17 protein-coding genes are annotated in these 16053 nt (G+C 63.2%); 9 read left to right on the top strand and 8 right to left on the bottom strand.

What is annotated here, in order from left to right; all coding sequences use genetic code 11:
• Nucleotides 1-12: 12 nt before the first annotated feature.
• Nucleotides 13-720, bottom strand: coding sequence for a pyrimidine 5'-nucleotidase (locus tag MESS2_RS04400; protein WP_008872878.1), 708 nt, complete (start codon nt 718-720; stop codon nt 13-15).
• A gap of 160 nt (nt 721-880) precedes the next feature.
• On the opposite strand from MESS2_RS04400, the gene MESS2_RS04395 reads away from it, so the two are divergent.
• The 3 genes from MESS2_RS04395 (at nt 881) to MESS2_RS04390 (ending at nt 3417) form a co-directional block, all read left to right on the top strand.
• Nucleotides 881-1642, top strand: coding sequence for a GGDEF domain-containing protein (locus MESS2_RS04395; protein WP_008872877.1), 762 nt, complete (start codon nt 881-883; stop codon nt 1640-1642).
• 168 nt (nt 1643-1810) lie between these two features.
• Nucleotides 1811-1981, top strand: coding sequence for a hypothetical protein (locus MESS2_RS32660; protein WP_008872876.1), 171 nt, complete (start codon nt 1811-1813; stop codon nt 1979-1981).
• Nucleotides 1978-3417, top strand: coding sequence for a GMC oxidoreductase (locus MESS2_RS04390; protein ID WP_008872875.1), 1440 nt, complete (start codon nt 1978-1980; stop codon nt 3415-3417). Before MESS2_RS32660 ends, MESS2_RS04390 begins: the two co-directional genes overlap by 4 nt.
• 140 nt (nt 3418-3557) lie before the next feature.
• On the opposite strand, the gene phhA is transcribed toward MESS2_RS04390, so the two are convergent.
• Entirely contained in the window at nt 3558-4391 is an 834-nt protein-coding gene (phhA, locus tag MESS2_RS04385; protein WP_008872874.1) for a phenylalanine 4-monooxygenase, read from the bottom strand.
• A gap of 140 nt (nt 4392-4531) precedes the next feature.
• Between phhA and MESS2_RS04380 the strand changes: the two genes are divergently transcribed.
• Nucleotides 4532-5008, top strand: a complete 477-nt coding sequence (locus MESS2_RS04380; protein ID WP_008872873.1) for an Lrp/AsnC family transcriptional regulator — start codon at nt 4532-4534, stop codon at nt 5006-5008.
• Nucleotides 5009-5088: 80 nt separating this feature from the next.
• On the opposite strand, the gene argB is transcribed toward MESS2_RS04380, so the two are convergent.
• Nucleotides 5089-5982: an acetylglutamate kinase gene (argB, locus tag MESS2_RS04375; protein ID WP_008872872.1), complete on the bottom strand. Its 894-nt coding sequence runs from the start codon at nt 5980-5982 to the stop codon at nt 5089-5091.
• A gap of 101 nt (nt 5983-6083) precedes the next feature.
• Nucleotides 6084-7580 carry an amidase gene (locus MESS2_RS04370; RefSeq protein WP_008872871.1) on the bottom strand — a complete coding sequence of 499 codons (1497 nt, stop codon included), beginning with the start codon at nt 7578-7580 and terminating at the stop codon, nt 6084-6086.
• 126 nt (nt 7581-7706) lie between these two features.
• Between MESS2_RS04370 and MESS2_RS04365 the strand changes: the two genes are divergently transcribed.
• The 4 genes from MESS2_RS04365 to msrB all read left to right on the top strand — a co-directional run bounded on the left by MESS2_RS04365 (nt 7707) and on the right by msrB (nt 10449).
• Nucleotides 7707-8246 carry a sigma-70 family RNA polymerase sigma factor gene (locus MESS2_RS04365; protein ID WP_008872870.1) on the top strand — a complete coding sequence of 180 codons (540 nt, stop codon included), beginning with the start codon at nt 7707-7709 and terminating at the stop codon, nt 8244-8246.
• Nucleotides 8243-8947: an anti-sigma factor gene (locus MESS2_RS04360; RefSeq protein ID WP_008872869.1), complete on the top strand. Its 705-nt coding sequence runs from the start codon at nt 8243-8245 to the stop codon at nt 8945-8947. Before MESS2_RS04365 ends, MESS2_RS04360 begins: the two co-directional genes overlap by 4 nt.
• A gap of 226 nt (nt 8948-9173) precedes the next feature.
• Nucleotides 9174-9731 (top strand): fasciclin domain-containing protein, encoded by a 558-nt coding sequence (locus MESS2_RS04355; RefSeq protein WP_008872868.1) that lies wholly within the window; start codon nt 9174-9176, stop codon nt 9729-9731.
• A gap of 214 nt (nt 9732-9945) precedes the next feature.
• Nucleotides 9946-10449, top strand: a complete 504-nt coding sequence (msrB, locus tag MESS2_RS04350) for a peptide-methionine (R)-S-oxide reductase MsrB (protein ID WP_008872867.1) — start codon at nt 9946-9948, stop codon at nt 10447-10449.
• Between the two features lie 38 nt (nt 10450-10487).
• Here msrB and MESS2_RS04345 read toward each other — a convergent pair whose 3' ends face one another.
• The 4 genes from MESS2_RS04345 to MESS2_RS04330 all read right to left on the bottom strand — a co-directional run bounded on the left by MESS2_RS04345 (nt 10488) and on the right by MESS2_RS04330 (nt 15165).
• Nucleotides 10488-10961 carry a DUF2269 family protein gene (locus MESS2_RS04345; protein WP_008872866.1) on the bottom strand — a complete coding sequence of 158 codons (474 nt, stop codon included), beginning with the start codon at nt 10959-10961 and terminating at the stop codon, nt 10488-10490.
• On the bottom strand, nt 10961-12238 hold the full coding sequence (locus tag MESS2_RS04340) for an SDR family oxidoreductase (RefSeq protein ID WP_008872865.1): 1278 nt from the start codon (nt 12236-12238) through the stop codon (nt 10961-10963). Before MESS2_RS04340 ends, MESS2_RS04345 begins: the two co-directional genes overlap by 1 nt.
• 121 nt (nt 12239-12359) lie before the next feature.
• Nucleotides 12360-13916: a DHA2 family efflux MFS transporter permease subunit gene (locus MESS2_RS04335; RefSeq protein WP_244439876.1), complete on the bottom strand. Its 1557-nt coding sequence runs from the start codon at nt 13914-13916 to the stop codon at nt 12360-12362.
• A gap of 67 nt (nt 13917-13983) precedes the next feature.
• Nucleotides 13984-15165, bottom strand: a complete 1182-nt coding sequence (locus tag MESS2_RS04330) for an HlyD family secretion protein (protein ID WP_008872863.1) — start codon at nt 15163-15165, stop codon at nt 13984-13986.
• Between the two features lie 145 nt (nt 15166-15310).
• On the opposite strand from MESS2_RS04330, the gene MESS2_RS04325 reads away from it, so the two are divergent.
• The gene (locus tag MESS2_RS04325; RefSeq protein WP_008872862.1) at nt 15311-16042 is read left to right on the top strand and encodes a TetR/AcrR family transcriptional regulator; all 732 of its coding nucleotides are present in this window, start codon (nt 15311-15313) and stop codon (nt 16040-16042) included.
• Nucleotides 16043-16053: the final 11 nt, after the last annotated feature.

The raw sequence follows: 16053 nt of genomic DNA, 5'->3' as shown, positions 1-16053 counted from the left end.
ACACCATCCGCTTCAAGCGATGACTTCGACGATCGTGGTGAGGAAGCTGGCGAGATCGTCGGTGACGAAATCCACGTCGTCCTCATTGGCCGGGTCGCGTTCCCAGATTTCCGAGAAGGTCGGCTCGAAATTGCGCGGCACCACCAGCACCGTGGTCATGCCCAGCGATTTCGGCACGGACAAGTTACGGGCCAGATCCTCGAACATCACCGCATTGTGGCCGGTGATGGCGTGGAGTTCGGCGAATTTCTCATAGCTCTGCCGCGCCGGCTTTGGCATGAGCCCGGCGGCAACGATATCGAAAATATCGTCGAAATGCTCGAGGATGCCGAGTTGGCGCGCGGTGCGTTCGGCATGCCTGCGATCGCCATTGGTGAAAATGAACTTGCGGCCGGGAAGCTGGCGGATCGCGGTGCCGAGAACCGGATCGGGCACCAGCCAGGAATAGTCGATGTCATGAACCTTCTCGAGAAAGTCGTCGGGGTCGATGCCATGACGTGTCATCAGCCCGTTCAGCGTCGTGCCGTATTCCTGGTAGAGTTCCTTCTGCAGCTTGCGTGCTTCCTCGCGCGGCAGGGTCAGCAGTTCTCCGACATAGGCGGTCATCTTCACGTCGATCTGCGAGAACAGATTCGAATGATGCGGATAAAGCGTGTTGTCGAGGTCGAACACCCAGTCGGTGACATGGGCAAAACGCGCAGGGTCGGGGAGCGTGGTCATGCGATCCTTATGGCACGAAACGATGCCTTTGGCAGAGGCTTTATCCACAACTTATGCGCGTCTCGGGTGACGAAAGTGGCGCCACGATTCAAATTTTAGGCATCGCCGAAAGGTCGCATTCAGGGCTTGCTGGCACACAGACGGTTCAGTGGAGCAAGCGATGAACCGCATATTTCTAAAGTCCGCCGCGGTCGCTTTCGCCTCGGTTGCGGCCTCGCTCCTGTTGACGCTCATCGTCGTCCCGGCCATGGGTTTTCCGATCAACCGCACGATCTGGCTGACATCCACGGTCTGTCCACTGGCTCTTGCCTGGATCGCCGGCGCCTACACGTTCTGGCGGGGCGAGAGGCTGAAAAGCGCCCATCGCGATCTCGCCCGCGCCCATGCCCAGTTAGCCGCCGCGCTCCGGCGCCTGTCGGAAAAGGCGAGCCGCGACGACATGACCGGCATGCTCAACCGCGAGAGCTTCTTTGCCGCGCTCGACGGCTCGCGGCGCAGATCCGGTCGCGGTGCGTTGCTGATCATCGATGCCGATCACTTCAAGAAGATTAACGACAGCTTCGGTCACCTGACCGGCGATGACGCGCTGCTGCTGATCGCCGCCGCCATCGAACGTGGCGTGCGCGGCGGCGACGTGCTTGGCCGCATCGGCGGCGAGGAATTCGCCGCGTACCTGGTTGGCGCCACCGACCAGGAAGCCAAACGCGTCGCCGAGCGCATCCGCCGTGAGGTCGAGCTGATCCGCTTCCGGCCGGCTGACGAGCGGGTCATACCCCTCACCGTCAGCATCGGCGGCACCCTCTGCGGCGAGGATGCCGCCGTGTCGGATCTGATGCGTGCCGCCGATCAGCGCCTCTATGAGGCCAAGCACCGCGGCCGCAATCTGACCATCCTGGACAAGGACATCTCCGAGGCCGCCTGAACGGCCGCCGTCATTAAGACAATCCTAACCCAATTCAAATTCAGGCCATCCGTTTACGCGCTTTAAGCAGGTTCCTCACTAGGTTTGGCACGGATTTGGCTTCTCTTGGCGGGCATGTGCCGTTGAGGGAAAGCCATGCGTGGATCGAAGCCCCAATCGAGACGTATCATGAGTTTCTTCACCAGAAAGATGTCGCGCCGCACGATCATGCAGGCGCTGATCGCGTTGCCCGCCCTGTCGCTGTTCCGCAGACTGTCCGATGCCGATCGCCCCAATGCCGACCCGGACGCGATCGTCGAGGTCAATGGCTGGATCCTGAAGCGGAGCGATCTCGCATGATCTTCGACAGCTACGAGGCATTCCGCGCGGCCAATTTCACCCCCAAGCTCTGCATCCTGGGCTCCGGGCCGGCCGGCATCACGATCGCCAGGAAGCTTGGCGCGGCCGGCATTCCGGTTGTTGTGCTTGAGGCCGGTTCGCGCGAGTTCAGCGATGATTCGCAGGATTTCTACCGTGGCAGCACGGTCGGCGATCCCTATTTCGATCTCGACATCACCCGGCTGCGCTTCCTCGGCGGCAGCTCCAATCACTGGGCCGGCTGGTGCCGGGTGCTCGACAAACAGGATTTCGAGCCGAAGGCATGGGCGCCGGATACCGGCTGGCCGATCAGCCGCGCCGATATCGAGCCCTATCTGAACGAAGTCCACGACATTCTCGAACTTCCCGACTTCCGGCCGGACGTGTCGATCTCGGACGACATTCGCTGGGTGCAGCTGATCAAGAGCCCGGCCGTGCGCTTCGGTGAAAAATATGCCGACGAACTCGACAAGAGCAAGAACATCGCCGTCGTGCTCAACACCTACGCCACCGAGCTTGCCGGCGACGGCAGACGGGTGACCGGCGCCAAACTGTGGTCGAACGGGCAGGATGCCGGATCCTTCACCGCCGATTATTTCGTCGTCTGCACCGGGGGACTGGAGAATTCACGGCTGCTGCTGTGGTCGAACCAGCGCTCGAACGGCGGTGTCGTGCCGAACGCCGCGGCTCTCGGCCGCTATTGGATGGAGCATCCGACCTTCGAAGGCGGCAATGCCATTCTCGCCGACTACGGCGAGTTCGAGGTCGATGCCACCAACGAGGCCTTCTTCTCGCCGACGCTCGCCGCCATGGAGCGCCTGAAGATCATGAATTTCGGCATCCGGCTGATCGAGACGCCCTATGCGGGCATCAAAAGCCTGGTTGCCGATCTTGCTTGCACCGCACCCGACATGGCCGAATGGGTGGCCTATCAGCTCAGCCAGAACCTGCGCTGCGCCGCCCAGCTCTATGTCGCCTGGGAACAGGCGCCGCAGGCGTCGAACCGGATCGAACTGTCGAAAACCGATGTCGACCATGCCGGCGTGCCGCGCATCGAACTGCACTGGAAGAAGTCGGAGATGGAACACCGCACCCTGCTGGAGGGATTGAGGCTGTTCGGTACGACGCTTGTCGAGAAGAATCTCGGCCGGGTCCGCATCGCCGACTGGATCGTCAATGGCGGCGACTATCCGACGAATGAGGAACTGGCCGGCCACCACCATATGGGCGGCACGCGCATGGGCACCGACGTGACCAAGAGCGTGGTCGACGCCAACTCGAAGGTGCACGGCATGGACAATCTCTATATCGGCGGCTCCTCGGTGTTCTGCACGTCGGGCGAATGCAACCCGACGACCACGATCACCGCATTGGCCTGCCGGCTGGGCGATCACCTCGGCAAGGTCATCACGGTGTGACGAAGTCATCACCGTCTGATGGTTCCACTCAAATCGTATTGCAGCGATGCCGAACTGGCCACGCTTGCGGTTCAGGGCATCGGCGCTCCACCTTCAGCGCGAGCAGCTTGCCCGGCTGAAGGCAGAAACCGACTGAACCGTCAGACGGCTGCCGGGTCGAGCACAGGCTTGCCCTTGTTGCGTCCGACGATGCCGGCCATGTCGGCGGTCTGGAACGCGTCGCGCAACACGTCGAAGGACGGCAGCACGAAATAGGCCCGCTGGAACTTGTCGATCTCGTAGCCGGTGCGCATCACTGTTTCCAGATCGAAGGCGACATGGTGCGCATCCCTGCTTTCGACGGCAAATTGCAGTTCGGTGAAGGACGACATCAAGCCCGCGCCGAAAGCCTTCAGCGGTTGGCCGGCCTCTTGCATCAGCCCGTATTCGGCGGTGTACCAGTAGAGCCGGGTGATCATCTCGTCGCCGCCGAGCGCGATCACATCCTCGGCCTTCTCGCCATACATCTGCATGAAGTCGGCGAAGACCGGTTGCGTCAGCGCCGGCACATGGCCGAAGAAATCATGGAACATGTCCGGCTCGACGATGTAGTCGAGTTCCTGGCGCGTCCGCAGCCAGTTGGTGACCGGGAAGCGGCGGTGGGCGAGGTGGTCGAAGAAAGGTGCTGCGGGAATAAGACCGGGCACGGCGACGATTTCCCAGCCGGTGAGCTTGCGCAGCTTTTCACTGACCGCGCCGAAATCCGGGATCTGGTCGAGAAGACCGAGTGCGGCGACACCGTCGAGATAGGAATGATGCGCGAGCTTGCGCGTCAGTTTCGTCTGGCGGTCGCACAGCGTGCGCCACACCGCCTGCTCGTCGGCGCTGTAGTCGTAACCCTGCGCCACCGTGAAATCGGCACGGCAGACCGAATAGTCGCCGCGCAGCCCTTGCGCGGCACACTCCCTGGCGTAGTCGGCAACGCTCATCGTCATGGCAGTTCTCCTCGCAATTGTGGCCAGTGGGCTTGTCATCAAAGACTACGCAAATCCGGCGAGGCAAATCAGCCTTGATGATGGCCTGAACGGAGGGTTTGAGGTAAAACTCACCACTTCAGAGCTGTTGGAGAGTGAAAATGCCTCAGTTCGACGATTTCGAGATCAAGATGCTCGATATCCTGCAGCGTGACGGCCGCAAGCCGGTATCCGAACTCGCCGAGCAGATCGGCCTGTCGACGACGCCTTGCGCTCGCCGCTTCGAGGCCCTTCAAAATGCCGGCATCATCAAGGGCTTTGCCGCCGTGCTCAGCCGTCGCGCCGTCGGCCTGATGGTCGAGGTCTTCATCCAGGTGCGCCTGGTCAGCCACAGCGATGGCTCGCCTGAAAGCTTCATTGCCGCCGTGCAGCGCATGGACGAGGTCTCCTCATGCTGGACGATGACCGGCGACCACGATTTCCTGCTGCATGTGATGGTGCCGTCTGTCGACGAGCTCAACGCCTTCGTCATGCACCGGCTGATGCGGCTCGCCGGCGTGCGCGACGTCCACACGCAGCTTGTGCTGCAGAACATCAAGGGGCCGGGCCATGTCCCGCTCAGCCATCTCAGGCGATGAGCTTCTGCATCTGTATTTCTGCGGAAAAGCTGCACGCAAACTGCTGAACCGAGCCAATTCCAGATCCAAGCCACCGCGGCTCACGGCACGATCAGCGTGCCGGCGCCGTGTTCGGTGAACAGTTCGAGCAGCACCGAATGCGGCGTCTTGCCGTTCAGGATGACGACGCCTTCGACGCCGCGCTCGATCGCCTCGATGCAGGTCTCGACCTTGGGGATCATACCGCCCGACACCGTGCCGTCCTTGATCAGGGCTTTGGCCTCGGCGACCGTCAATTCGTCGATCAGCTTCTTGTTCTTGTCGAGCACGCCGGGCACGTCCGTCAGGAACAGCAGGCGTGTCGCCTGGCAGGCGCCGGCGATGGCGCCGGCAAAGGTGTCGGCGTTGATGTTGTAGGTATGGCCGTCGCGGCCGGGCGCCACCGGCGCCAGCACCGGGATCATTTCGGAGCGTGCCAGAAGGTCGAGCAATGTGCGGTCGACCTCGACCGGCTCGCCGACGAAGCCGAGATCGAGAACGCGCTCGATATTGGAGTCCGGGTCGATCATGGTCTTGCGCGCCTTTTCGGCGAAAACCATGTTGCCGTCCTTGCCGCACAGGCCGATCGCCCACTCGCCCTCGGCGTTGATCAGCGCCACGATCTCCTTGTTGATCGAGCCGGCCAGCACCATCTCGACGATCTCGACGGTCTTCTGGTCGGTCACGCGCAGGCCGCCCTCGAACTTCGATTCGATGCCCATCTTGGTCAGCATCGCGCCGATCTGCGGCCCGCCGCCGTGCACGACGATCGGGTTGACGCCGGATTGCTTCAACAGCGCGATGTCGCGGGCAAAGGCCTTGCCGAGCTCGATGTCGCCCATGGCATGGCCGCCATACTTCACCACCACCGTCTTGTTTTCGTAGCGCTGCATATAGGGCAGCGCCCGCGAAAGCAGCGCGGCCTGCATTTCGGCGGTGGCGGCAATGTCCGTCATCGGTATGTTCCCGGCTTGTTGGAAAGGACGGCGGCGTCTTAGCGGGAATTGCGGCAGGCCGCAAACGGCTTTGCTGTCACAATGATGAAATCGGCCTGCCGTCAGGCCGGCGCCTTCAGCGGCGCTCGCCGCGTCAGCCATCCCGAAATCTTTTCCATTTGCGCGGCCAGCGACAAAAGCGTCTCTTCATCGCCGGGGCGGCCGGCGGCCTGGATGCCGAGCGGCAGGCCGGCCGCTGTGACATGGACGGGCAGCGCGATCGACGGCTGGCCGCTGACATTCTGTATCGCCGGCCAGTGGGTGAACCACAGGCTCTTGTCCATCAACTGGCCAAGCAGCGGCTTGAACCGCAGCAGGCGGGTGAGATGCAGCCTGTCCAGCATGCTCTCGATGAACTCATCGGCGCCCTTCGGATCCATGGCGCCGCAGGCCAGCGGCGGGTGGGCAATGATCGGCATCAGCACGGCGTCATATTGCGCGGTCTCCGTGATCAGCCGGCGCGATGTGGCGTGCAGCCGCTGCAGGACGGCATAGATCTCGCCGGCCGAGGCGATTTCGCCGAGGCGACCGATCACCCGCGTGGCGCGCTCGATATCGCCGGAAACGGAGCGACCCACGCGCGCACCTTCAAGGCGCATCATGCCGGCCACCGCCGCCGCGACGGTCCTGCAGAAATCCGCCATGAAATCGCGATCGATATAGGGCAGGTCGATCTCCTCGACGGTGTGGCCGCCTTCGCGGGCCAGCGCCACGGCCGTGTCCAGCGCCGTCTGTGTCTCGGCCGATATCGGCAGGCCAAGCGGTGATTTCCGGTAGACGGCGAGCTTGAGCTTGCCGGGGTCGCGCGCCGCCGCGGCGGCAAAGGCGCCTTTCGGCGGCAACGCCGCATAGGGCGACAGCGGATCGGGTCCGTGGGTGAGATCAAGCAGCAAGGCCGAATCCCGGACCGAGCGGGCCAGCGCGTGGTCGACGACCAGGCCGTACCAGCTTTCGGTGACCAGCGGCGTCAGCGGCACGCGGCCGCGCGCGGTTTTCAACCCGACCAGCCCGGTGCAGGCGGCCGGAACGCGGATCGAGCCGCCGCCGTCCGAGGCATGCGCCACCGGCACGACGCCGGCCGCGACCAGCGCCGCGGCACCCCCGGACGAGCCGCCGCTGGTATGGGCCGTGTTCCACGGATTGCGGGTAATGCCGAAAGCGGCCGATTCGGTCATCAGCCGCAGGCCGTGTTCGGGCGAGGTGCTGGTGGCGATCGGGACAAGGCCGGCGGCCAGATAGCGCTCGGTCATCACCGAGTTGAAATCGGCGGTGAAGGCAGGAACGCGGCTGCCCGAATGCGTCGGCACGCCCTTCGTGGCGATGCCGAGATCCTTGATCGCAAACGGCACGCCGGCCAGCGGCAGGTCGCGGTCGATGGTTTTCGCCCGCGCCCGCGCCGCCTCGTAAAGCGGCTCGGCGATGGCATTGACATCGGGACGCGTCGCCTCGGCCCGGGCAATTGCCGCATCGACCAGTTCCGGCGCCGAGATCTCGCCGTTGCGCACCAGGCTGGCCAGGCCGATTGCGTCACGCTCCCACAGAGCTCGTTCGACCGACATTCCTGCGTCCCCCGCTATTGGCGAAGCTAGCTTGCGGCAGTCTCCTTGGCAATTGAAGTGCAAATGCCGGCGCATGGAAGCGTTCGGCCGTTGCAAATACATTGCAATCTTCTAATTTGGCAGCCGATGACGCCGCGGGACATCAGCAACCTGATCGTCCGGACTTCGATGAAGGATCGGGCCGCGTTCGATCTGCTCTACCGGCAGACCAGCGCGAAACTTTTCGGCGTCTGCCTTCGTGTATTGAATGACCGGGGAGAGGCTGAAGAGGCGCTGCAAGAGGTCTTCGTCAAGATATGGACGAAGGCGGATCGTTTTGCGGTCTCGGATCTGAGCCCGATTTCCTGGCTGGTGGCCATTGCGCGCAACCATGCGATCGATCGCATCAGGGCGCGGCGAGAGCCTGCCGCCTATATCGATGCCGCGCTGGACGTGGCCGATCCGGCGCCGGGACCGGAGGCCATGGCCGTGGCGGGCGGTGAGACCGAACGCATCTACCATTGTCTCGATGAATTGGAGAAGGACCGGGCGGCGGCCGTCCGGGGCGCCTATTTGAACGGCGAAAGCTATGCCGAACTGGCGGAGCGCCATGGCGTACCGTTGAACACGATGCGGACCTGGCTGCGGCGCAGCCTGCTGAAACTGAGAGAATGCCTGGAAAGATGACGCTGGCAGAGGACAACGGACCGGAACGTGGGGGCGACGACTTGTTCGCCGCCGAATACGTTCTTGGCGTTCTGGCCGCGGACGAGCGCCAGATCGCGTCGCGTCGCATCGACGCCGACGCCGCGTTCGCGCGCCTTGTCGATGCCTGGGAGGTGCACCTCTCGCCGATGGCTGCCGCCTATCCGGAGGCAGAGCCTCCGATCAGGGTCAAGGAGGCAACCGATCGCCGGCTGTTCGCGGCACAGTCCCGCGGCGGTCTTTGGTCGAGCCTTGCCTTCTGGCGCGGCCTTGCCGCCGCCGCCGTTGCCGCGCTGGCGATCTATATCGCTGTGCCTTATGTCAGGCCGACGGTTGAACAGCCGCAGGAGCGGCTCGTCGCCTCGTTGGCCGCCGACGGCAGCGACGTCAAATATCTCGTCGTCTATGATGCTGCGCGCCGCGATGTCGGCCTGTCGCTGGTTTCCGGCGGGCGCGCCGCCGGCAAGGACTTCGAACTGTGGATGATCGAGGGCAAGAATGCGCCGGTCTCGATGGGCATCATCCCAGCCGGCCAGACCACTCACTTGGCGGTTACGCCGGCCGTCCAACAGAAGTTGGCGCAAGGCGCCGTGCTTGCCGTCAGCGTCGAGCCCACAGGCGGTTCGCCGACCGGCCAGCCGACCGGTCCCGTGGTCGCGGCAGGCGATCTGAAGGGCATCTGACGGGCCCGGTATCCGGATTTCCATAGCATAAGAGGATTTTAAGTCTATCCTCTGAAGGAGTGCGTCAGCCGTAAGCGCATTGCCGGCGCATGGCCGTATTTACAAATACCCTCATTGAGGAGACAAAATATAAAAATTTCTCGGACGAGTGAAACTCATCCATTAATGGTCCGTATCTCCCTGTGTTCCCAAAAGAGGCGAACAATAACCAGAGGAGATTGATATCATGCGTAAACTCACTACCCTTTTGCTTGGCGGTACGGTCGCCATCGCCGCACTCGCAGGTGCCGCCTATGCCCAGAATCCGATGGTCGGCGGCGCCGCCATGTATGCCACCAAGAACATCGTCGAGAACGCCGTCAATTCGAAGGATCACACGACGCTGGTCGCGGCCGTCAAGGCCGGCGGTCTGGTCGAAACGCTGCAGAGCACCGGTCCCTTCACCGTGTTCGCGCCGACCAACGAAGCCTTTGCAGCACTTCCGGCTGGCACCGTCGAGACCTTGCTCAAGCCCGAAAACAAGGACAAGCTGGTCAAGATCCTGACCTGCCACGTCGTCGGCGCCAAGGCGCTTGCCGCAGATGTGACCAAGATGGTCAAGGACGATGGCGGCGCGCACAAGGTCAAGACGGCCGGTGGTTGCGAGCTGACGCTCAAGACCGACGGCGGCAAGGTCACCGTGACCGACGAGAACGGCACTGTCGCCAACGTCACCATCGCCGATGTCGAGCAGTCGAATGGCGTCATCCACGTCATCGACAAGGTTCTTCTGCCGAAGATGTAACGAAAGGCCCGCTGCCAGCGTACCTGCAGCAGAAGCTCCATGCCGATCGCGCGGGTCTGCTCCCGTGACCCGCGCCGCCGACAAGCGTACACTCCGCATCGTTGCTCCGGTCTGGAGCCGGTGCGGAGTGCCCGTTTCCAGGAATTGGCCGTCACCGGCTTTTGATTTCCGTGTGACGGTCGAATTTGGCAAAGGGAAATCAGGAGGAATGGTGATGACCCGTCGCGACTTTCTTTGGAGCGGTGCCGCTGGCCTGGCATTGCTGGCGGGAACGGCGGCAATGCTGCGCATGGGCGGATCGCCGGATGCGCGGGCAGCCGAAACTTTCGAGATCACCAAGACCGAGGCCGAATGGCGCGCCATCCTGTCCGATGCGGCGTTCAATGTGCTGCGCAGGAAAGGCACCGAATATCCCGGCACCAGCCCGCTGCTCAACGAGCATCGCAAGGGCATCTTCGCCTGCGCCGGCTGCGAATTGCCGGTCTATTCCTCGGAGACCAAATTTGATTCCGGCACCGGCTGGCCAAGCTTCTGGCAGGAAATTCCCAACGCCGTCGGCACGACGCAGGACAGGTCCCTGGGCATGACCCGCACCGAGGTCCATTGCCGGCGCTGCGGCGGCCATCTCGGCCATGTCTTCGACGACGGCCCGCCGCCGACCGGCCTACGCCATTGCATCAACGGCGTGGCGCTGACCTTCAAGCCGGCCACGGCATGACGGCTTGAATTCGAACGCTCGCGCGACAGTATGGCTGGCTAAAACAGGGCGGGTTTGGTTAGCATCAGCCAAAAGATCGCGACTACCGCGAAAAAGGCGGGAAAACCGAAAGCAACCCAAATGCGATAGAGCCGGTAGAAGGCCGGCGGCAATGGGGCAGCCTTGGCGGCTGCATGCCTTGCCATGTTGCGCAAGCGGATCTGGATCCAGACAACCGGAAGCCAGAACAGGCCAACGATCACATAAAGCACCAGCGACAGGATGATCCAGCCCTCATTGAGCGGCCAGCCGATGCTGCGCGCCAGCCAATACCCCGTTAACGGCTGGAGCACGACCGCTGTTGCCGTGAAGACGGTATCGGCAATGACGACGATGCCGGCGACATGGGCGACAATGCGGGGCTCGCGGGTCCGCACGGCCATCACCATGAAGAAGGCGATGCCGACCCCGGTGCCGAACAGAACCGTCGCGCCGAGCACATGGGCCAGCCGAAGAACGTCCTCGACCGCCATCAGCGTTCATCCAGAATGGCAAGGGCGGCGAGCGTCAGCAGGATCGACAGCACCACCTTGACGAGGGGACCGAGCGGATCGAGCCAAAGCGCGGGTTCGGTGAGCGTTGCGGCAACCAGATAGACAAGCGTCAAAATAAGCATGCCGATCAGCGCGCGTCTTGCCCAGGGTCGGAAAAGAACCGCAAGCCCGAGCATGATGTCGGCGAGACATGTCGCGACCACCGTGATGCCTGCAAGACGATCGGGCAGGAAGTCAAAATGGCTTCGCGCCGCCTCGAATGTGAGGAACGGCGCGAGGCCGGAAATCAGCCAGAACAGCGACAGGATGATGATGATTGGCGACTTCAGCAGATAGAGGCGGGCGAACCAGAGATCCTGCACCCCCGAAGGGGCGGCGGCGAGCGTCTCGGCCGCTGACGACAGACGCGGACCGTGGTTCCGCGGACGCCGGATTTCAACGCCGCCTGACATGACTGCCATCGCGGTCGAGCGGAGCGGCGAACGCCAGCCGAGCCTGCCGGCCATATCGGCGAACCATGTCACCGGCCGGGCGACTGCCGATGGCATGGCAAGCACCGGTGCGGCAGGAAGGCCGAGCCAGTTGCGATGCAATAGCACGAGCTCTCTCAGCGTGAGCCTTTCATCGCTGCCGAGAGCGACATCGGATCCGGCTGGCAGGGTGCCCCGGATGGCCGTGCTGACGGCGCTGGCGACATCGTCGAGGGCGACCGTCGTCACGAAGTTTTCCGCGTAGACCAGCGGAACGATCAAGGGAAAAGCCGCGAGAGCCCTTAGCAATGCGGAGCCGCCATGCGCGTTGCGGCCGAGCACAAGCGCCGGACGCAGAATGACATGGCGTACGCCACTTGCGGCGAGAGCCGTGTCCGCTCGCCTTTTGGTGCTGAGAAAAGGAATGTCGCGGTCAGCGTTTTCCGTTTCCGCCGATATCTGAATGATCAGCAACTCCCGGTCGCGCGCCGCCTCATAGAGGGCGAGCATCGCCCGTTCCTGGGTGGCGTTCAGATCGTCCGAGAGCCCATCCTGAAGCGCGCCGGCGCAATTGACGACGACTTGCTGCTCATCCAGCACGTGCTGCCAGCTGTCGCTCCGCGTCATGCCGGCGAGATCGGCCTTCAGCCAGCGAACATACGGCATCTTCAACGAGGCATGCGCGGTATCACGCCCAAGCCCCGTGACCTTATGACCTTCGTCCGCGAGTTTCCTTGTAACGGCGGAACCGATGAAACCGGTCGCACCGAGAATCAGGATGTTCATGCCGGAACTTTAGCCTGAGGTTCGCTGCGGCGCCCACTGCCTTTTGAAGATTTTGCGCATGACCCCGAAAATTGCTTTTCGGGGTCATGCGCGAGGATGCCGTGCGGGGGGCCGGCGCTCCTCAGTGTCCGCCACCGCCACCGCCACCGGCCGCGGCCGGGTTGCGGATGAACAGGGTGAAGAGTCCCAGCGTGGCGAACAACACGGTCAGCATGAAGAACACGTCCATGAACGACAGCAGCGACGCCTGCTGCTGGACCATGCCCGACAGTTTGGAGATCGCCGCCCTGGAGGCGTCGAGCCCGGCGGTCTGCTCGAAGGTGAGCGTCATGTTCTGCAACTTTTCCTGTGCGGCGGCACTGCCCCATTGCACGTGCTCGGAGAGCCTGGCGTAGTGGAAGGCATTGCGGTCGATCAGCACCGTGTTGATGACGGCCAGGCCGACCGCGCCGCCGAGATTGCGGGTCAGGTTGAACAGGCCCGATGCGTTCTTCAACCGCTCGGGCGGCAAGGTTCCGAGGGCGATATTGTTGATCGGCACCATGCACAGCATCATCGAACAGCCGCGCAGGATCTGCGGGATCAGCAGCTCATAGAAATCCCAGTCGGCGGTGAGGTGCGTCATCCACCAGGTTCCCGTGGCGAAGCCGAAGAAGCCGATCATCATCATGATGCGCGGGTCCATCTTGCTCGACAGGATGCCGGAAATGGGCGCGGTGAAGAACATAGCCAGACCGCTGACGAACAGCGCCTCGCCGATCATCATCGAATCGTAGCCGCGTATGCGCCCGAGGAACACGGGGTAGAGATAAGTCAGGCCGTAGAGGCCGATGCCGACGACGAAGGAGAACAGCGAGCCGAAGGCGAAATTGATGTTGCGGAAGGCCCTCAGGTCGACGATCGGTTCCTCGGCCGTGAAGGCGCGCCAGAAGAACAGCACCGCGCCGACGGTCATGATGATGGCGCAGATGAACACCGCCTGGTCCTGCAGCCAGTCATTGTTGGGGCCTTCCTCCAGCACATACTCCATGCAGCCCAGGAACGCCGCCATGCCGGCAAGGCCCCACCAGTCGAACTTGCTGAACAGCTTGAGATTGGGCTTGTCGAAGTCGATCAGCGACCAGGCGGCTGTCGTCACCAGAATGCCGGGCACGACGTTGACCAGGAACAGCCAGTGCCAGGACATGGCGTGGCTGATATAGCCGCCGACGGTCGGGCCGATGGTCGGCGCCAGCGTCGCCACCAGGCCGATCATCGGCGAGACGATGGCGCGGCGCGACGGCGGGAAGATGGTGAAGGCGGCCGCGAAGACGCTCGGGATCATGCCGCCGCCGATAAAGCCCTGCACGGCGCGGTAGACGATCATCTGGTCGATATTGGTGGCGGTCGCGGCCAACGCGCTGGCCGCGGTGAAGCCGGCCGCCGAAATGGTGAACAGCACGCGCGTCGACAGCATCCGGCTAAGGAAGCCGGACAGCGGGATCATGACCACCTCTGCGATCAGATAGGCGGTCTGCACCCACGGAATCTCGTCGGAACTGGCGCTTAAGCCCGCCTGGATCTCGGCCAGCGAGGCCGAGACGATCTGGATGTCGAGGATCGCCATGAACATGCCGAACACCATCGCCAGGAAGGCGATGACGCGGCGCGTCGAGATGTGGTCGACCGGCGCCGGCATGGCTGGCGGCGGCGCCGATCCTGCTGTCAGGGTTGCGGTCGCCATGACCTTTGCTCCCGGTTCTGCTTTACTTGGACGCCGAAGGCGCCGTGCGGCTGTCGACGGCGACGACGACACTCAGGCCGGCGCGCAGCCTGCCTGTCTTCAGCACGTCCGCCGGCACGTCGATGCGGACCGGGATACGCTGCACGACCTTGGTGAAATTGCCGGTGGCGTTTTCCGGCGGCAGCAGCGAGAACACCGCACCCGAGGCCGGCGCCAGCGAAGAGACCGTGCCTTCGAAGTCATGGCCGTCGATGGCGTCGACCGAAATCCTGACCTTTTCGCCGGGCACCAGCCGGCCAAGCTGGGTCTCCTTGAAATTGGCGACGATATAAAGCTTGTCCATCGGCACGATGACGGCGAGCTTCTGTCCGGGGCTGACCAGGTCGCCCTGTTCGACGGAACGGTTGCCGACGACGCCGTCATAAGGCGCCTTGAGCACGGTGAAGGACAGGTCGCGCGCGGCCTTGTCGCGGCTGAGCTCCAGCGACGCCAGCGTGCTGGCCGATTCCGCGCGCTGCGCCTGAAGCACGCCGATATTGGCCTCGGCCGCCGCTATCTGCGCGTCGGCGCCGACAAGTGCCGCCTTGGCCTGATCGAGGGCGGTCTGGGCGTCGTCGAGCTGCGCCTGGGTGCCGACATGCGTCTTGAGCAGTTGCGCCGCGCGTTGCTGGGCACGCGCCGCATTGTCGGTCGCGGCCTGGTCGGCCGTCTTTTGCGCCTGCGCCTGCTGCAGCGACGCGCGCGCCGCCTCTGTCTGCGCGTCGATGCGGTCGAGCGTCTTGCTCAGCGTGGCGATCTGCGCCTCGGCCTGGGCGACGGCTATTTTGTAATCGCCGTCATCGACGGTCAGCAGCGGGTCGCCGGCCTTCACCCGCTGGTTCTCGCTGACCTCGACCCTGTCGACATAGCCCGAAATTTTTGGCGAGATGAACGCCATGTCGGCCTGGACATAGGCGTCGTCGGTTGAGATCATGAAGCGGCCGTCGATCCAGTAATTGTAGCCGTACCAGGCGCCGGCGCCGAGCAGCCCAAGCCCGATGATGGGCAGCAGAAGCGAGCGCACCGAACGCTTCTTCTTGGCCGGCGCCTCGGCCGGGGGGCTGATTGCGGGCTGGACAGGCACTTCCGGCGCTTCGGTCGCCGGAGCGACCTTGGCATTGGGGAATGGGCGGACTTCAGCGGTGACGGGCGCGTTCGACGACATGATATCTCTCTACCGAGTCTATGCAGGAAGAATCTGTTATACTGAACCGTTCGGTTCGATACGGGCGTTGACTTAGCGCTAAAACAGGCTCATATCAAGGGTAATCGAACCGATTGGTTCGAATTATTTGCGAGGTGTGACTTTTATGGGCGAAACACCATCCGGCACCGGCAAGGATCAGTGCGACGTGCTGGACAGCCTGCGTCGTGGCCGCCCGGCGGCCGGGCAGGACCCGGTCAAACGCAGTCAGATCATCGACGGTGCCCGCCGTGTCTTCATCGACAAAGGTTTCGAGGCGGCGTCGATGAACGACATCACGCGCGAGGCCGGCGTCTCCAAGGGTACGATCTATGTCTATTTCGCCAACAAGGAAGAGCTGTTCGAGGCGCTGATCGAGGAAGAGCGCGGCACGATCTTCAAGAACATGTACGATCTGCTCGACCGCGCCGACGACCTGCGCGAGACGCTGGTGAAGTTCGGCAAGGTGCTGTCCCTCAAGATCACCTCGGCCAAAGTCATCCAGGCGCAGCGCACGGTGATCGGCGCGTCCGACAGGATACCCGAACTTGGCGCGCGTTTTTACGAACGCGGCCCGAAACGCGGCCATGACAAGGTCGCGGCCTTTCTCGATGCCGCCATCGAGCGCGGCCTGCTCGAGATCGACGATGTCGATCTTGCCGCCTATCAGTTCACCGAACTGTGCCTGGCCGGTCTTTTCCGTCAGTGCATATTCGCCTACCGCACCAAGGCCCCGAGCCAGGATGAAATCGACCATATCGTCAGGTCGGGCGTCGGCATGTTCCTGAAGGCCTACGGCACCGAAAGGCTTGCCGAGGAAGAAAGCCACCAGATGATTGCGCTGGAGGCGAAGCGCTAACCTGTTTTGCG

The organism is Mesorhizobium metallidurans STM 2683 (assembly GCF_000350085.1).
GTDB lineage: Bacteria > Pseudomonadota > Alphaproteobacteria > Rhizobiales > Rhizobiaceae > Mesorhizobium > Mesorhizobium metallidurans.
This window is presented reverse-complemented; position numbering and strand designations above follow the sequence as displayed.